Source organism: Sorangium sp. So ce1014 (genome assembly GCF_051521505.1).
Classification (GTDB): Bacteria; Myxococcota_A; Polyangia; order Polyangiales; family Polyangiaceae; genus Sorangium.
This window is the reverse complement of record NZ_CP150356.1, coordinates 1,066,725-1,083,388: the sequence shown is the minus strand read 5'-3', so window position 1 is coordinate 1,083,388 and position 16,664 is coordinate 1,066,725. Positions and strand designations below refer to the sequence as shown.

Sequence of the window (16,664 nt, the reverse complement as noted above, 5' to 3'; positions counted from 1 at the left end):
AGCTCCTGGTTCAGTTCAGGCCGACAGCGACGCTCGCGAGGCCCAGAGCGGCGTGCGCGAGGGTCACCCCGAAGAGGGTGCGGTGCCGCGCATAGAGCGCGCCGAAGAGAAGGCCGATGGCGAAGGTGAGAAGGGCGAAGCCGAGCGAGACGTGCAGGTGGTAGACGCCGAAGAACGCCGAGGTGAGCGCGAGAGGGGCGGCCCGGCCCGACCGGGGCAGGAAGCGCTCCAGGGAGGTCTGGATCACGCCGCGCGCCACGAACTCCTGGAGCAGGCAGTGGGGCGCGTAGAGGACCAGGAAGAGCGCCCGCCAGGTCGCGTCGTAACCGGCGATCGATCCCCAGGTGATCAGCGGCTCGCCGCGGGTCCACGCGCCGAACCGCAGCGCGGCGCAGGCGGCGGCCAGGCCGAGCGCGACGACCAGCGACTCCGTCACGCTGCGGCGCAGGCCGGCCGTGGTCACGCCCATCCGCGAGAGCGGCAGCGACTGGCGGCGCACGTACCACGCCACGGGGATGAGAAGGACCAGCAGAAGCCCCCAAGAATAGGCCATGTGCAGGGCGGGGGGCAGCCCAGGAGTCACCGTTCGCTGGACCACGCGCGCCATGAGGAGAAGCCCGGCGGCGAGGGCGATGAACGAGGTGATCTCGCGGCGGAGCTTTCGCGCAGGGGCCCCACAGGAGGGCTCGAGGCTGCGCTCGCGCACCTCGGGAGCGACGGTTGCCGGAGCGTCGATGGCCATACAGGCTCACCGAGCAGTCGGCATGCCACACCGCGTCCCGCGGCCGGAGGGCGGCGCGCGCGGGCGATCGGCGGCGCGGGACGCCCTCGGCCGGCAGGCGCCTTGCGCGGACGCAGCGCCGATTGAGCCAACACGGCGCAACGCAGGACCTTGCGGTCACGGCGAGCGAGGAGGCAAGCTCCGCCTCGATGCTCCCTGGCAGCGTGATCGACGGCCGCTTCGAGGTGGAGGCGCTCGCCGGCGCCGGAGGCATGGGGACGGTCTACCGCGCCCGAGACAGGGCGAGCGGCGCGACCGTGGCGCTCAAGCTGCTGCGAGAGGCCGACGCGCAAGCGGCGGCGCGCTTCGCCCACGAGGCGCGGGTGCTCTCCGGCCTCGAGCATCCGCACATCGTGCGGTACGTGACCCACGGGACGACGCCGCCGGGAGAGCCTTTCCTCGTGATGGAGTGGCTCGCGGGGGAGACGCTCTCGGAGCGCCTCTCGCGCGGCGCGCTGCGCCTCGAAGAGGGGCTCGCGCTGGCGCGCGCGGTGGCCGAGGCGCTCGGGACGGCGCACGCGCGCGGGATCGTCCACCGCGACATCAAACCGAGCAATCTGTTCCTCGTGGAGGGCTCGATCGAGCACGTGAAGGTGCTCGATTTCGGGATCGCGCGCCAGCACGCGACAGCGACGCGGCTGACGCAGACGGGCTCCGTGCTCGGCACGCCCGGGTACATGGCGCCGGAGCAGGCGCGGGGGGACCTGGCGCTGCTCGACGCGCGCGCCGACGTGTTCTCGCTCGGCTGCGTGCTGTTCGAGTGCCTGACCGGGCTGCCGGCGTTCTGCGGGCAGCACGCGATGGCGCTGCTCGCCAAGCTGCTGATGGAAGAGCCGCCGCGCGCGCGGGAGCTGCGGCCCGAGCTGCCTGCGGCGCTCGACGACCTGGTGGCGCGGATGCTGGCCAAGGAGCCGGCGGCGCGACCGGCCGACGGCGCGGCGGCGGCGCGGCTCCTCGCCGAGATCGGGGAGGCGACGGGCGGCACGGCCTCGACGGAGCCGAGCCGCTCGCCGATCACCGGCGACGAGACGCGGCTGCTCTCGGTCGTGGCGATCCAGCCGCTCCGCGAGCGCCCGAGCCCCCTGCAGGAGACCGTGCCGCTCAACGCGGTGTCCCTCGACGCGCTCGCGCAGGTGCGTCGCGTGGCGGAGCCGCTGGGCGCGCGGGTGGAGCAGCTCTGCGACGGGACGGTGGTGGCGACGGTGACCGGCGCGGGCAGCGCGACCGACGTGGCCTCGCTCGCGGCCCGCTGCGCGCTGCGGATCCGCGCGGTCCTGCCGGCGGGGGCATGGAGCGTCGCGCTGGCGACGGGCCGGGGCGAGGACACGGGCCGCGTACCGCTCGGCGAGGTGCTGGAGCGGGCGGCCTCGCTGCTCGAGGGGCGCGCGCCGGCCGGCGGCGCGCACGAGCCCGAGGAGCGCCGCGGGGGCGTCCAGATCGATGCGGTCACGCAGGCGCTGCTCGACGTGCGCTTCGAGGTGCTCGAGCAGCAGGGCGCGCGCTGGCTGCAGGCGGAGCGGGAGGTCGGCGCGGGAGCGCGCAAGCTGCTCGGCAGGCCGAGCCCCTACGTGGGCCGCGACAGGGAGCTCCACGGGCTCCTCCAGATCGTCGAGGGGAGCTTCGAGGATCGGCAGGCCGCGGCTGCGCTTGTGACGGCGGCGGCGGGGATGGGCAAATCGCGCCTGCGCCACGAGCTCCTCGAGGCGCTGAAGCGGCGCTACCCCGCGATGGACCTCGGCGTGAGCCGCGGCGATTCCATCGGCGCGGGCTCGGCGTTCGCGATGCTGGCCGGGGCGCTGCGCAGCGCGCTCGGCATCGCCGCGGGCGAGGCCGCCCCGGTGCGCCGCGAGAAGCTCGAGCGCGCCGTGGGCCGCCTGCTCGCGGGGGCCGATCCCCCGCGGGTGGCGGCGTTCCTCGGAGAGTTGATCGGCGCCCCCTTCCCCGACGACGACCGGCCGCTGCTGCGGGCGGCGCGGCAGAGCCCGCCGCTGATGGCGGACCGCATCGAGCAGGCGTACCTCGACTACGCGCGCGCGGTGACGGACGCCCAACCCATGCTGGTGGTGCTGGAGGATCTGCACTGGGGAGACGCGCCCTCGGTGCGCCTCTTCGATCGCGCGCTGCGCGAGCTGAGCGAGCGGCCGTTCGTGGTGATCGCCTTCGCGCGGCCCGAGGTCCACGACCTGTTCCCCCGGCTCTGGATGGAGCGGGGGCGCTCGGAGGCCCAGCTGCGCCCGCTGTCCGCCCGGGCCGCCGAGCGCCTCGTGCGGAGCGCGCTCGGCGAGGCGGTCGACGCGGAGACCGTCGCGGCCGTCGTGGCGCAGGGAGGCGGCAACGCGTTCTACCTCGAGGAGCTGATCCGGGCGATCGCCGAGGGGCGCGCCGGCGCGCTGCCGGAGACCGTGCTGGGGATGGTGGAGGCGCGGCTCGCGGCGCTTGGGTCGGAGGAGCGGCGGCTGCTCAGGGCCGCGAGCGTCTTCGGCGAGGTGTGCTGGACCGAGGGCGTGCGCGCGCTCTCGGGCACCCCGGCGCCCGGCGCGCGGGAGAAGGACGCCTGGGCCGAGCTCTTCGAGCGCGAGATCCTGGAGCGCCGCCCGGCGCCGCGCTTCGCAGGCCAGGAGGAGGTCGCGTTCCGCCATGCGCTCCTGCGGGAGGGCGCCTACGCGATGCTCACCGACCGCGACCGGCGCCTCGGGCACAAGCTCGCGGGGGAATGGTTGCTCCGGGCCGGCGAGCAGGATCCCACGGTGCTGGCCGAGCATTTCGAGCGCGGCGGGGAGTCGGCGCGCGCGGCGGAGCTTTACCTGCAGGCGACCGAGAAGGCGCTGCTCGCCGCCGACATGCCGGCGGTGCTCGCGCGCGCGCGGCGGGGTGTCGCCTGCGGGCCCGAGGAGGAGGCGCTTGTCGCGCTCCACGTGATCCAGTCGGAGCTGCTGTTCACCATGGACGACCAGGCGCAGAGCTACGCGCACGCGCTCGCGGCGCTGGAGAGCGCCTCGCCCGGCAGCCTGAGCCACGGGAGAGCCGTGGGGAGCGCGCTCCTCTGCGCGATGCATGGGGGTGACCGGCAGGTCGCCCTCGACCTGGTCCGGCGCGCACCCCCTGCGGATCTTCCCCTCGATCCCCGGGCGGTGCCCTGGACCCTCCGCACCATCTACGCGCTGCTCTGGGAGGGGATGCCCGACCTGGCCGGGCGAACCCTGCGCAGGCTCGATCAGGACGTGGCGCCGTTCGTGGGAGGCGATCGCAGCGCCGCGATCGGGGTCGACGTCGCGTGGGCGTTATGGTGCGCCCACGCCGAGCGAAATGAATGGGGAGCGTTCCAGCGGTATCGCGCCGCTCTGGAGTACTTCGAGGCGCTCGGCGACCGCTTCGCCGAGATGCCGTTGCGGCTGCACGCGGCCCAGAACGAGCTGAGCCTCGGCGCCTTCCAGCTCGCCGACAAGACCCTCGACGCGTTGCGCGCCGGGGAGCACACACCGGCCTATTATGTGGCCACGGCGCTCTGGTTCCGGAGCATGGGGCTGCTGGAGCAGCGGAGGGTCCCGGAGGCGCTGGAGCTGGCCGGGGAGATGCTCCGGCTAGGCTCGACCCGCGGCGATTTCTTGCGCTTCGCGCAGGCGCGGCTGCTCCTCGCCGAGGGGCGCCTCCTGGAAGGGGATCTCGCCGGGGCCGAGGAGGAGGTGTGCGCGGCCGGGGATCCTGGCAGGCTGGTGCCCTTCTTGCGGTCCGTGCGCCTCTCGCTGCTCGCCGAGATCCGGCTCCGGCAGAAGCGGACAGCGGAGGCGGTCGCGCTGGCCCGCGAGGCGCTCGCCCTGGAGCGGTCGACGGCGTGCCTCTTCGTGCTCCGGCAGGAGGTGGTCCCCGTGCTGCTGGCCGAGGCGCTCCACGAGAGCGGCGAGGTCGAGGCGGCCCACGAGGTCATCCGGGAGGCGCGCGCCGAGCTGCTCGCCCGCGCCGGGAAGATCGAGGATCCCGCAACCCGGAGGAGCTTCCTGGAGGACATCACCGCGCGCGCACGCACGCTGGAGCTCGGGCGCGCGTGGCTGGGGGAGTGAGCGGTACGGGGGGCTCAACCCGGGTCGGGGGCTCAACCCGGGTCGGGGGGCTCAACCCGGGTCGGGGGGCTCAACCCGGGTCGGGGAGCTCAACCCGGGTCGGGGAGCTCAACCCGGGTCGGGGAGCTCAACCTGGGTCGGACCGCGGCCGGTTGATGGCCCCGCCCGCGGCGCGCCGGGATAGAACGAGCGGCAGGAAGCGAGGAGAGAGAAGTGCCTGGCGCGACGCCCCCCCGGAATGATCCACAGAGCGCGCTCGACCTCGCAGTGTTCGCCGGCGGCCGTGTGACCCGGTACCCGTTGCCGGCCGATGGCCAGGTGTCGCTCGGCCGGTCGCAGGAGAACGACATCCCGATCGACGACAGCTCCGTCTCGCGCCGGCACGCGCTCCTCCACCTCGGCCCGCGGATCGCGCTCGAGGACCTCGGGAGCGCCAACGGGACCCGCCTCCGCCGCGAGCGCGCCGCCGGACCGACGACCAAGCTGCTCGAGCTCCAGCTCGAGCAAGGCAAGACCGTGGAGCTCTCGGTCGGCGACGCGGTCAACCTGGGGTCGACGCTGATCGTGATCCTGCCGCGCGAGGGCGCCGCGAGCGCCGCCGCCGGCCAGGGGCCGGGCGCGCCCATCGTGCGCGATGCGGCGATGCAGCGGCTCTACGCCCTCGCCGAGCGCGTGGCCGGGTCGCCCCTCAGCGTGCTCTTGCTCGGCGAGACGGGCGCCGGCAAGGAGGTGCTGGCCGAGCACATCCACCGGCGGTCGCCGCGCGCGCAGGGGCCGTTCTTGCGGCTCAACTGCGCGGCGCTCGCCGAGTCGCTCCTCGAGAGCGAGCTCTTCGGCCACGAAAAGGGCGCCTTCACGAGCGCCGGCCAGGCGAAGCCGGGCCTGCTCGAGACGGCCGAGAAGGGCACGGTGCTGCTGGACGAGGTGGGCGAGCTGCCCCCCGGCATGCAGGTGAAGCTGCTGCGCGTGCTCGAGGACCGGAAGGTGATGCGCGTCGGAGGGCTGAGCCCGCGGCCGATCGACGTCCGCTTCCTCTCGGCCACGAACCGGGACCTGGCCGCCGAGGTGAAGCGGGGCGCTTTCCGGGAGGATCTCTTCTTCCGGCTCAACGGCATCGCGCTGACGATCCCGCCGCTCCGGGCGCGCGTCTCCGAGATCGCGCCGCTCGCGCGCGCGATCGCCGACCGGATCGCGAGCATGCTCGGGCATCGGGCGCCGGCGCTCGACCTCGAGACGCTCGCCGCGCTGGAGGCGCACCGCTGGCCCGGAAACATCCGCGAGCTGCGCAACGTCATCGAGCGCGCGGTCGTGCTCGCCGGCGGGGACGCGCTCTTGCCGGAGCACCTCCTGCTCGACGCCCCCGCGACGCCGCCGCCCGTCGAGGCTCCCGCCGCGACGGCCCTCATCGAGGCGCGCCCCGCCGAGACGCCCGCCGCGGCCGCCGGCGCCCCCCAGCCGGGCGAGGCCGCGGGCGGCCTGCGCAGCGAGCTCGACGCGATCGAGCGGCGCCGGATCATCGACGCGCTGGAGCAGTGCGCCGGCAACCAGACGCAGGCCGCGGCGCTCCTCGGCATGCCCCGCCGCACCTTCGTCGCCCGGCTGAGCGCCTACGGCATCCCGCGCCCGCGCAAGGGCAAGGGCTGACGCGGCCGGCGCGGCCTGCTGGCGAGGGCGCCGGATCGGATTGCGCGGGCCTTGCTCGAATCGAGCGGCGACGACTCGAACCGCGGCGCCGGGGCGCGAGGGCGCCCAGGATCCGGCCCAAAACCTCGTGTCCTCGCGGTGGCACGACGCCTGCTGAGAGGCCAAGCGCCGCGCGCAGAGCCGCTATCTCGGCAAGAGAGCGCGCAGGCAACCCTTGAAAGGAAGCTTTACCACGATGCGTGCATTGTTTGCTTCGCTGGCCGTCCTGTCGTTCGCTGGTTGCGCCGCGACGCCGGCAGGAGATGCGGCCGATGAGGATCTCTTCCCGTCGGACACGGCGGCAGAGGCGTCAGCGTCGAGCGCGGTGTTGCTCAAATGTCCGCCGGAGCGATGCGAGAAGGCCGAGTTGCTTCGCCCCGAGCCGATGCCCTGGAGGTCCCTCCAGGACCGCATCGCTCTGGGCCATCGTGACCTGGGAGCCCCCGGCGACATCGACGGTGCGGAGGCCGAGGTGGACGGCGACGCGGCCGCCTTCTCCTCGGCGGTGACGTTTCATTCGGAGACGCCGTTCTACATCCCCCCGCGCGTCGGCGGCGACGCTGACTTCGGCGGGCACGGGCCGCGCGTCGACCTGGCCGTGCAGCTCCACGTCTTCAATGGCAGCGAGGTCTGGGCCTCCGTCCATATCGACGCCAGCGAGACCAAGAGCGACTGGACGCGCGCCGAGGGGACCGGCTGGTTCCACCTCTACACAGCATCCGGCAGCATCGCCCAGATCCTCGGACCCACGTACTTCGAGCACGAGTCCGTCGACTCCGACCACGCCCGCGACTTCTACTCGTTCTCGCCTGGAAACCTCGTCTCCCTGCTCGACTACGTCGGCGACACGAGGGGCAACGCGGCGGGCTCCAGGACCGGCGTCCGGGTCGTCTTCCAGCCCATCACGCTGGGCCTCCTCTGAGCCTCCCGAGCGCGAGGGGACACACCCCCTCGCGCTCGGCGAGACAGGGGCTTCACGGCGAGCCCGCGAGCTTCAGCACCTCGGCCCGTTCGACCTCGGTCGGCTCGCGACTGCAATCCTTGCCGGCGTTCTGCAGGGCGGTGAGCTGGTGGTCGAGATCCTTGGGATCCACGCTCTGGCAGCCCTCGGCGAAGTCGGAGCACTCGGCGACCGACAGCGCGGTCCCCGACACGTAACGGCAATCCGGGTCCTCGGGCCTGTATTTCAGGAACGGCGTGGCCTCCGCGAGGAGGCACGCCGAGTCCGAGGGCACATTCGCCTTCTTGCAGCGCGCGGACGCGACCCGGGCCACCCGGCGCAGCTCCTCGGCGGGATAGATGCGCCCCCGGGGACCCGCAGCGCTCGCCGTCGCGGCGCCCCCGGCCGGCGCCGGCGCGCCCGCCGACGGCACGCCGTCCCCCGGCGCGCGCCTGCCATCCCCCGCGCTCTCCGGCAGCGACGGAGACAGCGGCGACGACGAGGCGCACCCGCAGGCGAGAACCAGCGCAATAGTGTTGAAAAGAATTCCCCCTACCTTCATAGGCGACACATATCACACCTCGCGTCGCGCTCGCAATGCAGAATTCCCGCGCCGAGCGCCGGCACCGAGACGTGGTTCAGCCCGTCATGGCGCCCCTGCGCGAAAATTGCAGTGCGAGCACCCAGCGCAGCGAGCCGCCCTGTTGCGCTGTCCAGCGATTGCAGCGTTCGTCTCGGTCATCACCCATCACGCGCGCTGGAGCGCGGCGTCGCCGAGCCGCTCCTGTGACGTCCAGGCCAGCGGTCGCTGACCCGGCCATGGTGAACGAGCGCGGCTCGGCGCGCTCCGCCGGAGACCGCTAGAGCGACGACGCTGCGCCTCCCCCGGTCCGCCGCAATCAACGCCGGGCAGCCGCGCTGCCTTTCTGCCATGTTGTCAATCGCTCTCGCTGGCCCGGATCCGACGAGCGCCCGTGGACACCGCTCCTGCCCGAGGCCTCTTCGCCTCCTCGCCGGGGGCCGCATTGCCCGCTCCCTCCGCGCGGGCAGCGCGAGACGCAGCGGCGCGCCTCTTCAGCCCGGGTCCTGGTACGGCCTCGAATCGAGGGGCAGCTCCAGGGTGAACGTGGTCCCGCGCTCGGCGTCGCTCTCCAGCGTCACCCTTCCTCCGTGCGCCTCGGCGCACCCGCGCACGAACGCGAGGCCGAGCCCCCACCCCTGCGGCCCGCCCGCCTTCGACGCCCTGGTCCGGAAGAACGGCGCAAACAGGCGGGCCTGTTCGTTGGCCGGGATCGGCGAGCCCTCGTTGTGCACCATCACGGCGGCGCGCTCCGCGGACTTCTCGACGGTGACGACGACCGGCGCGCCCGGCGCTCCGTACTTGAGCGCGTTGCTCGCCAGGTTCCAGATCGCGCGACGCAGCCCCCCCTCGCTCCAGACCCCCCGGGCGCACCGCTCTCCCTGGACGACGACGCGCTGATCGTGGAAGGCCGCGAGGTCGTCGGCGGCCGCGCGCGCGATCGCGGCGAGATCGCACTCGCCGAGCGCCATCAAGAGGCTGTGGCCGGCATTGAGCCGCTGCACGTCCAGGAGATTGCGGATCATCTCGTCCATGCGGCCCAGGCTCAGGACGATGCGGCCGGCGAGCTGCTGCGGGTCGTGCCCCACCCGGCCCATCTCGATGACCTGGGCGGAGAACATCGCCGCGGTCAGCGGGCTCCGCAGGTCATGGGTGATGAACGACGTGCACTGCTCGCGGACCTGCTCGAGCTCACGGATCCGCGTCACATCCCGATAGACGTTCATCGCGAGCGCCACCTGCCCCCGCGCGTCGCGCACGGCGGCGCTGCTCAGGACGATGTGCCGCACCGTGCCGTCGGGCGCGTGCAGGAGCACCTCCAGCTCGGCAAACGGCTCATCCCGCAACATCCGGGACAGCACGTCCTTCTCGAAATCGAGGGGCGCTCCGTCGAGATGCTGGAAGTCGCAGCGGCGGTAGTCGTCCAGCGTGGGGCTCTCGCTGGAGAAGCCGAGCATCGCGCGGCCGACCGGGTTCACCAGGACGACCTCGCCGGTGGCGCCGAACACCGTCACGCCCTCGGCCATCGCGGCGAGGAGCGCCTTGATCTCGGCCGCCCTCTGGCTCGCCTCATCCGCGAGCTCCTGCTCCCGGATCCCCGCGACGAGGAGCCGCTCGTTGGCCTCCTTCAGGTCCCGGGCAGCCTGGGCCTCGCGAGCGCGCCCCGTGACCTGCCCCGTTGTGTCGAGGATCTGCACGAGGAGGCCCCGCTCGTCGAGGAGCGGGGCCGCGATCGCAGTGCCGTGGAAGACCCTCCCTTCCCAGCAGGAGAACGCGACATTCGTCGCAACGTCGGTGACACCGTCCCGGAACACGCGATCCAGCAGCGCATCCAGCGCCTCCGCTCCCCGGAAGAGGCTGGTAAAGCGAACCCCGGCGGGGACCCCCGACGGGATGGCAGACAGCCTGGAGAACGCGGGGTTCGCATAACGGACGAGGTGCTCTTCCGTCACGGTCAGGACCGCTGGAAGCGGAGACCGCTCGATCGCGGGCTGGTGCAGGCGGATGAGATTCCCCGCTGCATCGGACACCTGGATGCCCTCTCCCTTGCACGGCGCGTATCCCATCGAGTTCCCCTCTTGTCGTGTTATTCACTCTCCGGCTGTCCGAGCGGGCGCACGACCGACCGGTACAGCACCTTCCCGTCCTCGTCGACAGCGATAAGGTAGTTCAGGTCGACCAGACGGGCCAGGGCGCGTGACAGCGCGGGAGGGTCCACCCCGAGCGCCTCGGTCAGGCGCTCGGCCGTCGCTTCGCCCAGCGCCAGGACCCTGTCGAGCACGGCGCGCTCCCGGCCGGTCAGCCCCGGCAACCCCGCTGGATCGGGGCGCCGCGGGGTCGGGACGCCCGTCAGGATGCCGCTGTAGCCGGTGAGCGGCCCGGCCACCCTGAGCCCCTTGGACGAGATCTCGTAGGCGTGCAGGTACGGGCTGTGCTGGCTCCTCCGCATCTTGGCGACGGTGAGCACCTTGCGAAGCTCGCCGTCGATCTCGGCATAGCGCAGGAAGATGATGTTGTGCGCCATGAAAGAGACGGTGTGCGGGCTGAAATTGATCCTGTCGAAGGACTCCGTCACCTCGACCGTGAGCAGGACGCTCACGCCTCCGCCCGTCAGCGCCCCGACCATGCGGTAGAGCGACTCACGGAAGTCCTCGCGAGAGCTGGGCGACAGCGCCAGCTCGAGGCCGTTCAGGGAGTCCATCACGAGCCGCCTGGCGCCGATCTGCACCACCGCCTGCTGCACCTCGTGGAGGATCTCGTCGGCGGAGAGATCGAGCGGCCTGAAATAGAGCACGCGCAGCCGATCCTGCTGCATCATGGCCTCGAGATCGAACCCCATCTCCGCCGCCCGCGTGACGAACTCTTCCGGGTGCTCCTCGAAGAGGGCAAGGACCCCTGGCTCTCCGTGCCTGACCCCCTCGCCGGTGAACTGGATGCTCATGGCCGTCTTGCCCGTGCCGGACGGGCCCGCCACGAGCGTCGCGTCGCCCGTGAGCAGGCCGCCGCCCAGCATCTCGTCGAGCCCGGGCACACCCATGGTGACGCGGCTCCGCTCGGGGAGCGCCTCCGCGCCCGGGAGCCGGGACATCGTCCGCGGGAAGACGTGGATCCCCTGCTCGCTGATGCGGAAGGTGTGGAGGCCGGGGATCGTCGCCTGCCCCCTCATCTTCATCACCTCGATCTTGCGGACAATGGAGTTCCGCTCCTTGTTCTGCGTGAGCCAGCAGATCGCGTCCGCGATGGTGAAGACGGCGTTGTTGCTCAGCTCGCCGTCCGAGTACTCGCCGATGAGAAACGAGGTCACCTGCCAGCTCGTGAGGTGGAGCGCGAGCCGCTGCAAGAAGCCCTGCAGCTCCACGTCGCCCCCGGCGTACGCGCGCGTCACCGTGCGGAAGGAGTCGACGACCACGATGGCGGGGTTCGTCTGCTCGACGTGCTGCACGATGCTGTCCAGCAGCGCGTCGGGGTCCTCCGCGAGCACCTCGCGGCTCAGGTCGATGAAGCGGATCACCGTGCCCACCTTCTCGGGGTCGAAGAACCCCATCTGCTGCTGGTAGCGCAGCATCTTGAGGGACGGCTCCCCCAGGACGGTGAAGTAGAGAGCCGGTCGCTCGGCCGAGGCGTTGGCGAACGTCAGCTGGTGGGCCAGGGTCGTCTTGCCGGCGCCCGGCGGGCCGGCGATCAGGTTGAACGAGTACTCGGGGAGCCCTCCGCCGAATACCTTGTCGAGCCCCGGGATCCCGGTCGACAGGAGCTTCAGACCCATTCTCTCTCCGTTCCTCATGGAACCTAGGCCTCCTCCGCGCCGGAGCCTTCCCCGCCGCCGGGCAACCCCGCCCAACCCCTGCGCAGCAGGCGCAAGGTAAGGTCTTCGCCGATGAAGCTGCAGAGCAAGGCGATGATATGGTCGAGGAGGGCCACGGCAGCCGCGCCCGCCTGGTCTGGGTGGTGTCCTAATTTGAGAACTCTTGTCCTAGTTTGACTCCGGGCTTCGCGTGAGCGGCTAAGTTCGGCCGGAAGTAGTGCAGCCCGCGGGTGTACCACCACCCCGGGCTGCGTGGCCGAACCCCGTACCAACCGGAGTCCGACAAGTGCAGCTATACCTGATCCCACCCGACGGTGGGCAAGGCGAAGGTGCGCCCGCGCGCCGCTCGTACCACCGAAGCCCCTCCCTCTCCCTCACCCCTGACGAAACCCGGCGGCTGCGCGCCGCCCTGCGCGGCATCAAGGCCCGCCTGGGTACCTGGCGCGCCGTCTCCGAGGCCATGGACGGCGTGAACATCCGCACGCTGTGCCGCGTCGCTTGCGGCGCCGAACGCGGTTCGCCCGCGCTCGTGCTGCTGGCCGCGCGCGCCGCGAAGACGACCGTGGAGCGCCTCCTGTCGCCCGGCGTCGTCGATGCCCGAACGTGCGCGTGCTGCGGGAGATCCGGGTGAGGCGCCCGCGGAAGGGGGCGCAGAGCCCGCCTGCCGCGCGACATCGAAGCCAGCGACCGACGATCGAGGCGATCCTCGCGGAGCGCTCGGTCATCGTCGCCGTGCTCATCGCCAGCGGCGTCCCGTCGCGCGACCGTGCCGACGTGGAACAGCAGGTGTTGCTCGGCGCGTGGAGCTCCGTTCGGCGCGGCATGTTCAGGCCGGACCCCGCAGAGGACGCCCGCAGGGCGCTCCGGAAGTGGCTGTACGGCATCAGCTGGCGCAAGGCCGGGCACTACATCAACAGCGCGTGGGTGCGGCGTGCGGCGCTTCATGCGCAGCCTCTCGGCAGGCTGCACGAGCCCGTCGGTCCGAGCCTTGAAGCGCAGCTCCAAGCGCGCGAGGTGCTAGAGGCGCTCGCCAGCCTGCCGCCCTGGCAGGTAGAGGCGCTCCTGTCCGTGGACGACCCTGACTCACTCGTCGCGTACGCCAAGCGGCGCGGCATGAGCCCGGGCACCGCGGCCAGCCGCTTGCGCATCGCCCGGGAAGCGCTGGCGCTGAAGTTGAGGAGGTGGAGGCGATGAACGACCGAGCTAAGCGGAGGCGCGCCCGCAAGAAGCTGCCGAGGCCGCCCACCCCGATCCTGACGGACGTCGTGCTGACCGAGGCCGACTTGAGCGCCGTCGCAGAGGCCGCACTGGCGCTCCTCCCGTTCCCCGTCCGCCCCTGGAACCGCGAGAAGCTCTGGACCGCCGTGCTCGACGCCCAGATCAACGCGAAGACGCGCGTCGACAGGGAGCTCGTCGCCGAGGCGCGAGGTGCCTTGCAGGTGCTCGACGCCATCGAGCGGCACTTCGTGCGCCGCGACAAGTAGGCTCCCCTGAGAGGCGCCAGCCGGTTCAGCGGCGCTCTCACCGGCCCCCTCACCGCAGCGCTCGATCGATTCGCCGGCGTGCCCCCGTGGGACCTTTCGACGTTCGCGTCCGCAAGCCGCGCGACCGCGAGCAGTTCCAGCAGGCGAGCGGAGTGCTGAAGGTGCTCGGACGTACTGGACCGCGCGTAGGTGCGGCGGCGGGTAGGTTGTGGGAAACGTCGCCATGCCCCCCCCCCGGGGGGGGGGGAGGGGGGGGCAGCGGCCGCCGTAGCTCTCGCCTGGACGCACGAACGACCAGGACCGTCGAGCCCCCACCCAGCCCCAAGGTCGAGGCTTGACATTGTACTTAGTACAAGCATAATTCGCGTAGCAGTCCGCTACAACGCAAGAACCACGTTCGACCACATATCCACTGGTTGACCCGCTGACCATGGGCCGGCTACAGTCATGCCCCGATGGCCAGAAACGCGCAACGCGCGAAGTATCCTCTGCCAGAGGTCCAAAATTCCATACGGAACGCCTTTATCGGCCGGAGGGTGCGCGAGCGCACTGCGCTGGACTATCCACTCGACCCATCCGAGGTTGAGCGGTTTATCAGAAAAGTGATCCTGGAACTTGAGACGGGCGCCTTTGTCTGCGTAGAGATGCAAAATTACAGAGATCGCTCACCAATTCCAGCAGACATTTATGCCGTAAAGAACGATGAGGGAGTTTGGTATGTCAAGTTTTACATGGAGCATGGCAATGTAACTATACTCTCATGTCATGAACCAGATGAACGACCACTCCATCGCGTCGATGGCAAAGTCATCAGGGTACGACGATGAGCACATTCCAGTCCTTCTCATGCGCAGAATGCGGCCATGCGGTACAACTCGCAGTTGGCCCTGGGCGTACGCGAGAGTACGTGACAGGCTGCCCGTTAGCCATTCCTGACAACTTCGAGATTCCCACGTGTGTTTCATGCGGCGAAACTTACATGTCGGAAGAGTTGTCTGAGAGACTGGACACTGTGCTGCGCAAGCAGTTTCTGAAAATTCAATCATCACACTACCGAGAGCTTATCGACATCTTGGTGCAGCGCCACTGCGTTACTCAAAAAGACATTGTGCGCGCATGCGCAATTACTCCATCGTATTTGTCGCACGTCATTGCCGGCAAGCGGCAGGCTAGTACGACGCTCACTCGACTTCTCGAGGCGTTTGTCGCAGATAATGGAGAATTTGAGAGGCATATCCATGGCAAGCCGTGGAAGCGGACGCTGAGCACTGTTCCGTTGTTCGCCGTGAAGGCTAACAGGTGGAGCGGCGGCGCGTCGCGAAAACAAGAATGGCACCAGGTGGACGCGCCGGCCAACGATCGGGATTGCGAAGCGATGGCGGAGGGCGCTTCGTGAGTGCAAGGCGTCTGATTAAGCCCGACGTCGGAATTGCAACATCGCTATCAGCAAGGTTGCGGTTAAACGATATATCATGCGCGTCTATCACCGCAAAGGTGACCTCTCCCGCAGAGACGAGGCGGCTCAGTTACAAGGTTGGCCATCTTTATATTGGATGGCGCCTATTGAACGACAAGTCGCTGACCGTAATACTGCCTTATAGCCTGAGTGCGTATTCTGAAGATGGCGAGAAGAAGGATGACGATGGTGTTCAAATCGCAGCTTTCTCTGTCGTTCTTCGGGCTGATTATGGTTGTGCGGCGCACGGCGATATGCCGGGTGTCGATGAGTTGCCGCACTATGCCGGCCTGATGAGCTACATGCATACATGGCCCTATTTTCGCGCGGACATTCAGTATTTGTCGACGAAGCTAGGATTTCCGCCACTGGTGTTGCCTGTTGTGCTATCAGGGCACGTCCCAGCGCGCGCATCAGTATTTGCCGATCCGGTAGAGGCGGATGAGGCGAATGACGAATCAACAATAAAGCGCCTGGCCTCGTCAGCAGCAAAAGCCACAAAGCGGGTTAAGAGGGCGCGCGCGCCGAAATAGTGTGGCCGTACCTTCGGACCCAGCCGACCCGGTACCGTCTATTCTGCACCGTTCGGTGACTCGCCGAACAGGCTCAGCTGCACCGGTTTCCGCGGCTTCGCCCGCCACGCGAACAAGTCAAGTTGGCCGGTCTGCTCGGCGCCGGACGGAAGCTGCTGCACCTTGGACATCTGCGAGATTTCGTCCGCTGCCTCGACGGTCACAACGGCCGGTGGTGCCGCTGGGGCAGCGCCGGGTGCCGTGGGCGGCGTCTGCGGTCCGGGCGTCGCGCTGAGTTTCTCGCCGCCCACCACCCGGAGCCATCCCCGACCGCCAGGGAGCTCCCTGGCCGGCCCCTCTGGCTTCGGGATGGCGAGCGGCTGCGGCTCTGGCTTCTCGTCTGCGGGCTCTGCCAGCGCCGCGTCCATGAGCTCCTGCAACGACCACACGCGGTCGGTGACGCCCGCGGCCATCGCCGCAGTGACGCGCATGTTCCGCGGGATGTGGCAGAAGTTCACGTGAACGTAGTGGAGCGCGACGGCCGCGCAGTGCCGCGAGAGCTTCTTGCTGAAGGCGAGCGTGCGGCGCCGCAGCCGCGCGTTCCACTGCCGCGCCGTGAGGTTGCTCCGCTCGATCGCGTAGTTCGTCGCCTTGGCAGGGTCGGGCGTCCCGAAGATGGCGCGCTTCTGGATGAAGTCGACGCCGCGCGGCACCGCGTACTTCTCCGAGGTCCCCGGCTTCCCAGGGCGCGAGGAGAAGTTCTTGACGGTCTGCATGTACGGCACGGCTCGCCCGAAGTTCGCCGCGATCGACTGCGCGTAGAGGCCGAGCCCGTCGGTGGTGATCTGCGGCATGACCGTGAGCCGTGCGCGCACGTCTTCGACGAGGGCATCGGCGCTATCCTGGTCACGCTTTCCAACGTGCCAGGCGACGATGAGCTTGCTTGTGCGGCAGATGGCCGCCCACGTCCACTGCTCGCCCACGGCCGCCGCGTCGTCCTTCGCCGCGTCCACCTTCATCTGGCGCTTGCGGCACCACGAATGCTGCTCGTCCAGATCCACCAACGAGCACGTCAGATCGCGCACCATGCGGTCATGAAGCCGCGCGCAGCCCTCGCCCATCGCCTGCGCGAAGCGGCCGATCGTGTCGCGATGGACGCCGGTCATGCGCTCGGCTGCGCGGACGCTGGTTCCGTTCACGAGCGCCGCCAACACCTCTAGCCGTCGCTCCGCTGGGAGCACGTTCGCCATGGCCCTTGCACCTCTCCAGAGGCGAGCCCATGATCGCAGTGCGTCGTGCGACGGGTGGCCCACCATCCGGCGTTCCGCAGCCCCGTCTCGGGTACCAGCCGAGACGGGGCGCTTT

The 16,664-nt window shown here is 70.3% G+C and carries 13 protein-coding genes; 8 read left to right on the top strand and 5 right to left on the bottom strand.

Annotated features, from left to right (window positions below):
- Window positions 1–10: 10 nt before the first annotated feature.
- Window positions 11–742, bottom strand: a complete 732-nt coding sequence (locus tag WME75_RS04150; RefSeq protein ID WP_437486647.1) for a CPBP family intramembrane glutamic endopeptidase — start codon at window positions 740–742, stop codon at window positions 11–13.
- A 188-nt stretch (window positions 743–930) separates the two neighbouring features.
- Between WME75_RS04150 and WME75_RS04145 the strand changes: the two genes are divergently transcribed.
- The 3 genes from WME75_RS04145 (at window position 931) to WME75_RS04135 (ending at window position 7,444) form a co-directional block, all read left to right on the top strand.
- On the top strand, window positions 931–4,839 hold the full coding sequence (locus tag WME75_RS04145; protein ID WP_437486645.1) for a protein kinase domain-containing protein: 3,909 nt from the start codon (window positions 931–933) through the stop codon (window positions 4,837–4,839).
- Window positions 4,840–5,052: 213 nt separating this feature from the next.
- Entirely contained in the window at window positions 5,053–6,483 is a 1,431-nt protein-coding gene (locus tag WME75_RS04140) for a sigma 54-interacting transcriptional regulator (protein WP_437486643.1), read from the top strand.
- Window positions 6,484–6,907: 424 nt separating this feature from the next.
- Window positions 6,908–7,444 carry a hypothetical protein gene (locus WME75_RS04135; protein WP_437486641.1) on the top strand — a complete coding sequence of 179 codons (537 nt, stop codon included), beginning with the start codon at window positions 6,908–6,910 and terminating at the stop codon, window positions 7,442–7,444.
- Window positions 7,445–7,496: 52 nt separating this feature from the next.
- Here the strand turns inward: WME75_RS04135 and WME75_RS04130 are convergent, their stop codons facing one another.
- From WME75_RS04130 to WME75_RS04120, 3 genes are all read right to left on the bottom strand, one after another.
- Complete coding sequence (locus WME75_RS04130) at window positions 7,497–8,024, bottom strand: hypothetical protein (protein WP_437486640.1); 528 nt, start codon at window positions 8,022–8,024, stop codon at window positions 7,497–7,499.
- A 512-nt stretch (window positions 8,025–8,536) separates the two neighbouring features.
- Complete coding sequence (locus tag WME75_RS04125; RefSeq protein ID WP_437486638.1) at window positions 8,537–10,108, bottom strand: ATP-binding protein; 1,572 nt, start codon at window positions 10,106–10,108, stop codon at window positions 8,537–8,539.
- 20 nt (window positions 10,109–10,128) lie between these two features.
- Window positions 10,129–11,808, bottom strand: a complete 1,680-nt coding sequence (locus WME75_RS04120) for an ATPase domain-containing protein (RefSeq protein WP_437486636.1) — start codon at window positions 11,806–11,808, stop codon at window positions 10,129–10,131.
- A gap of 325 nt (window positions 11,809–12,133) precedes the next feature.
- On the opposite strand from WME75_RS04120, the gene WME75_RS04115 reads away from it, so the two are divergent.
- From WME75_RS04115 to WME75_RS04095, 5 genes are all read left to right on the top strand, one after another.
- Window positions 12,134–12,478 (top strand): transcriptional regulator, encoded by a 345-nt coding sequence (locus WME75_RS04115; RefSeq protein WP_437486634.1) that lies wholly within the window; start codon window positions 12,134–12,136, stop codon window positions 12,476–12,478.
- Window positions 12,475–13,041, top strand: a complete 567-nt coding sequence (locus WME75_RS04110) for an RNA polymerase sigma factor (protein WP_437486632.1) — start codon at window positions 12,475–12,477, stop codon at window positions 13,039–13,041. The genes WME75_RS04115 and WME75_RS04110 overlap by 4 nt, the downstream gene beginning before the upstream one ends.
- The gene (locus WME75_RS04105; RefSeq protein ID WP_437486630.1) at window positions 13,038–13,331 is read left to right on the top strand and encodes a hypothetical protein; all 294 of its coding nucleotides are present in this window, start codon (window positions 13,038–13,040) and stop codon (window positions 13,329–13,331) included. Before WME75_RS04110 ends, WME75_RS04105 begins: the two co-directional genes overlap by 4 nt.
- 1,012 nt (window positions 13,332–14,343) lie before the next feature.
- Window positions 14,344–14,727 (top strand): helix-turn-helix domain-containing protein, encoded by a 384-nt coding sequence (locus WME75_RS04100; RefSeq protein ID WP_437486628.1) that lies wholly within the window; start codon window positions 14,344–14,346, stop codon window positions 14,725–14,727.
- 167 nt (window positions 14,728–14,894) lie between these two features.
- On the top strand, window positions 14,895–15,320 hold the full coding sequence (locus WME75_RS04095; protein WP_437486626.1) for a hypothetical protein: 426 nt from the start codon (window positions 14,895–14,897) through the stop codon (window positions 15,318–15,320).
- A gap of 38 nt (window positions 15,321–15,358) precedes the next feature.
- On the opposite strand, the gene WME75_RS04090 is transcribed toward WME75_RS04095, so the two are convergent.
- Window positions 15,359–16,549, bottom strand: a complete 1,191-nt coding sequence (locus WME75_RS04090) for an IS1 family transposase (protein ID WP_437486624.1) — start codon at window positions 16,547–16,549, stop codon at window positions 15,359–15,361.
- Window positions 16,550–16,664: the final 115 nt, after the last annotated feature.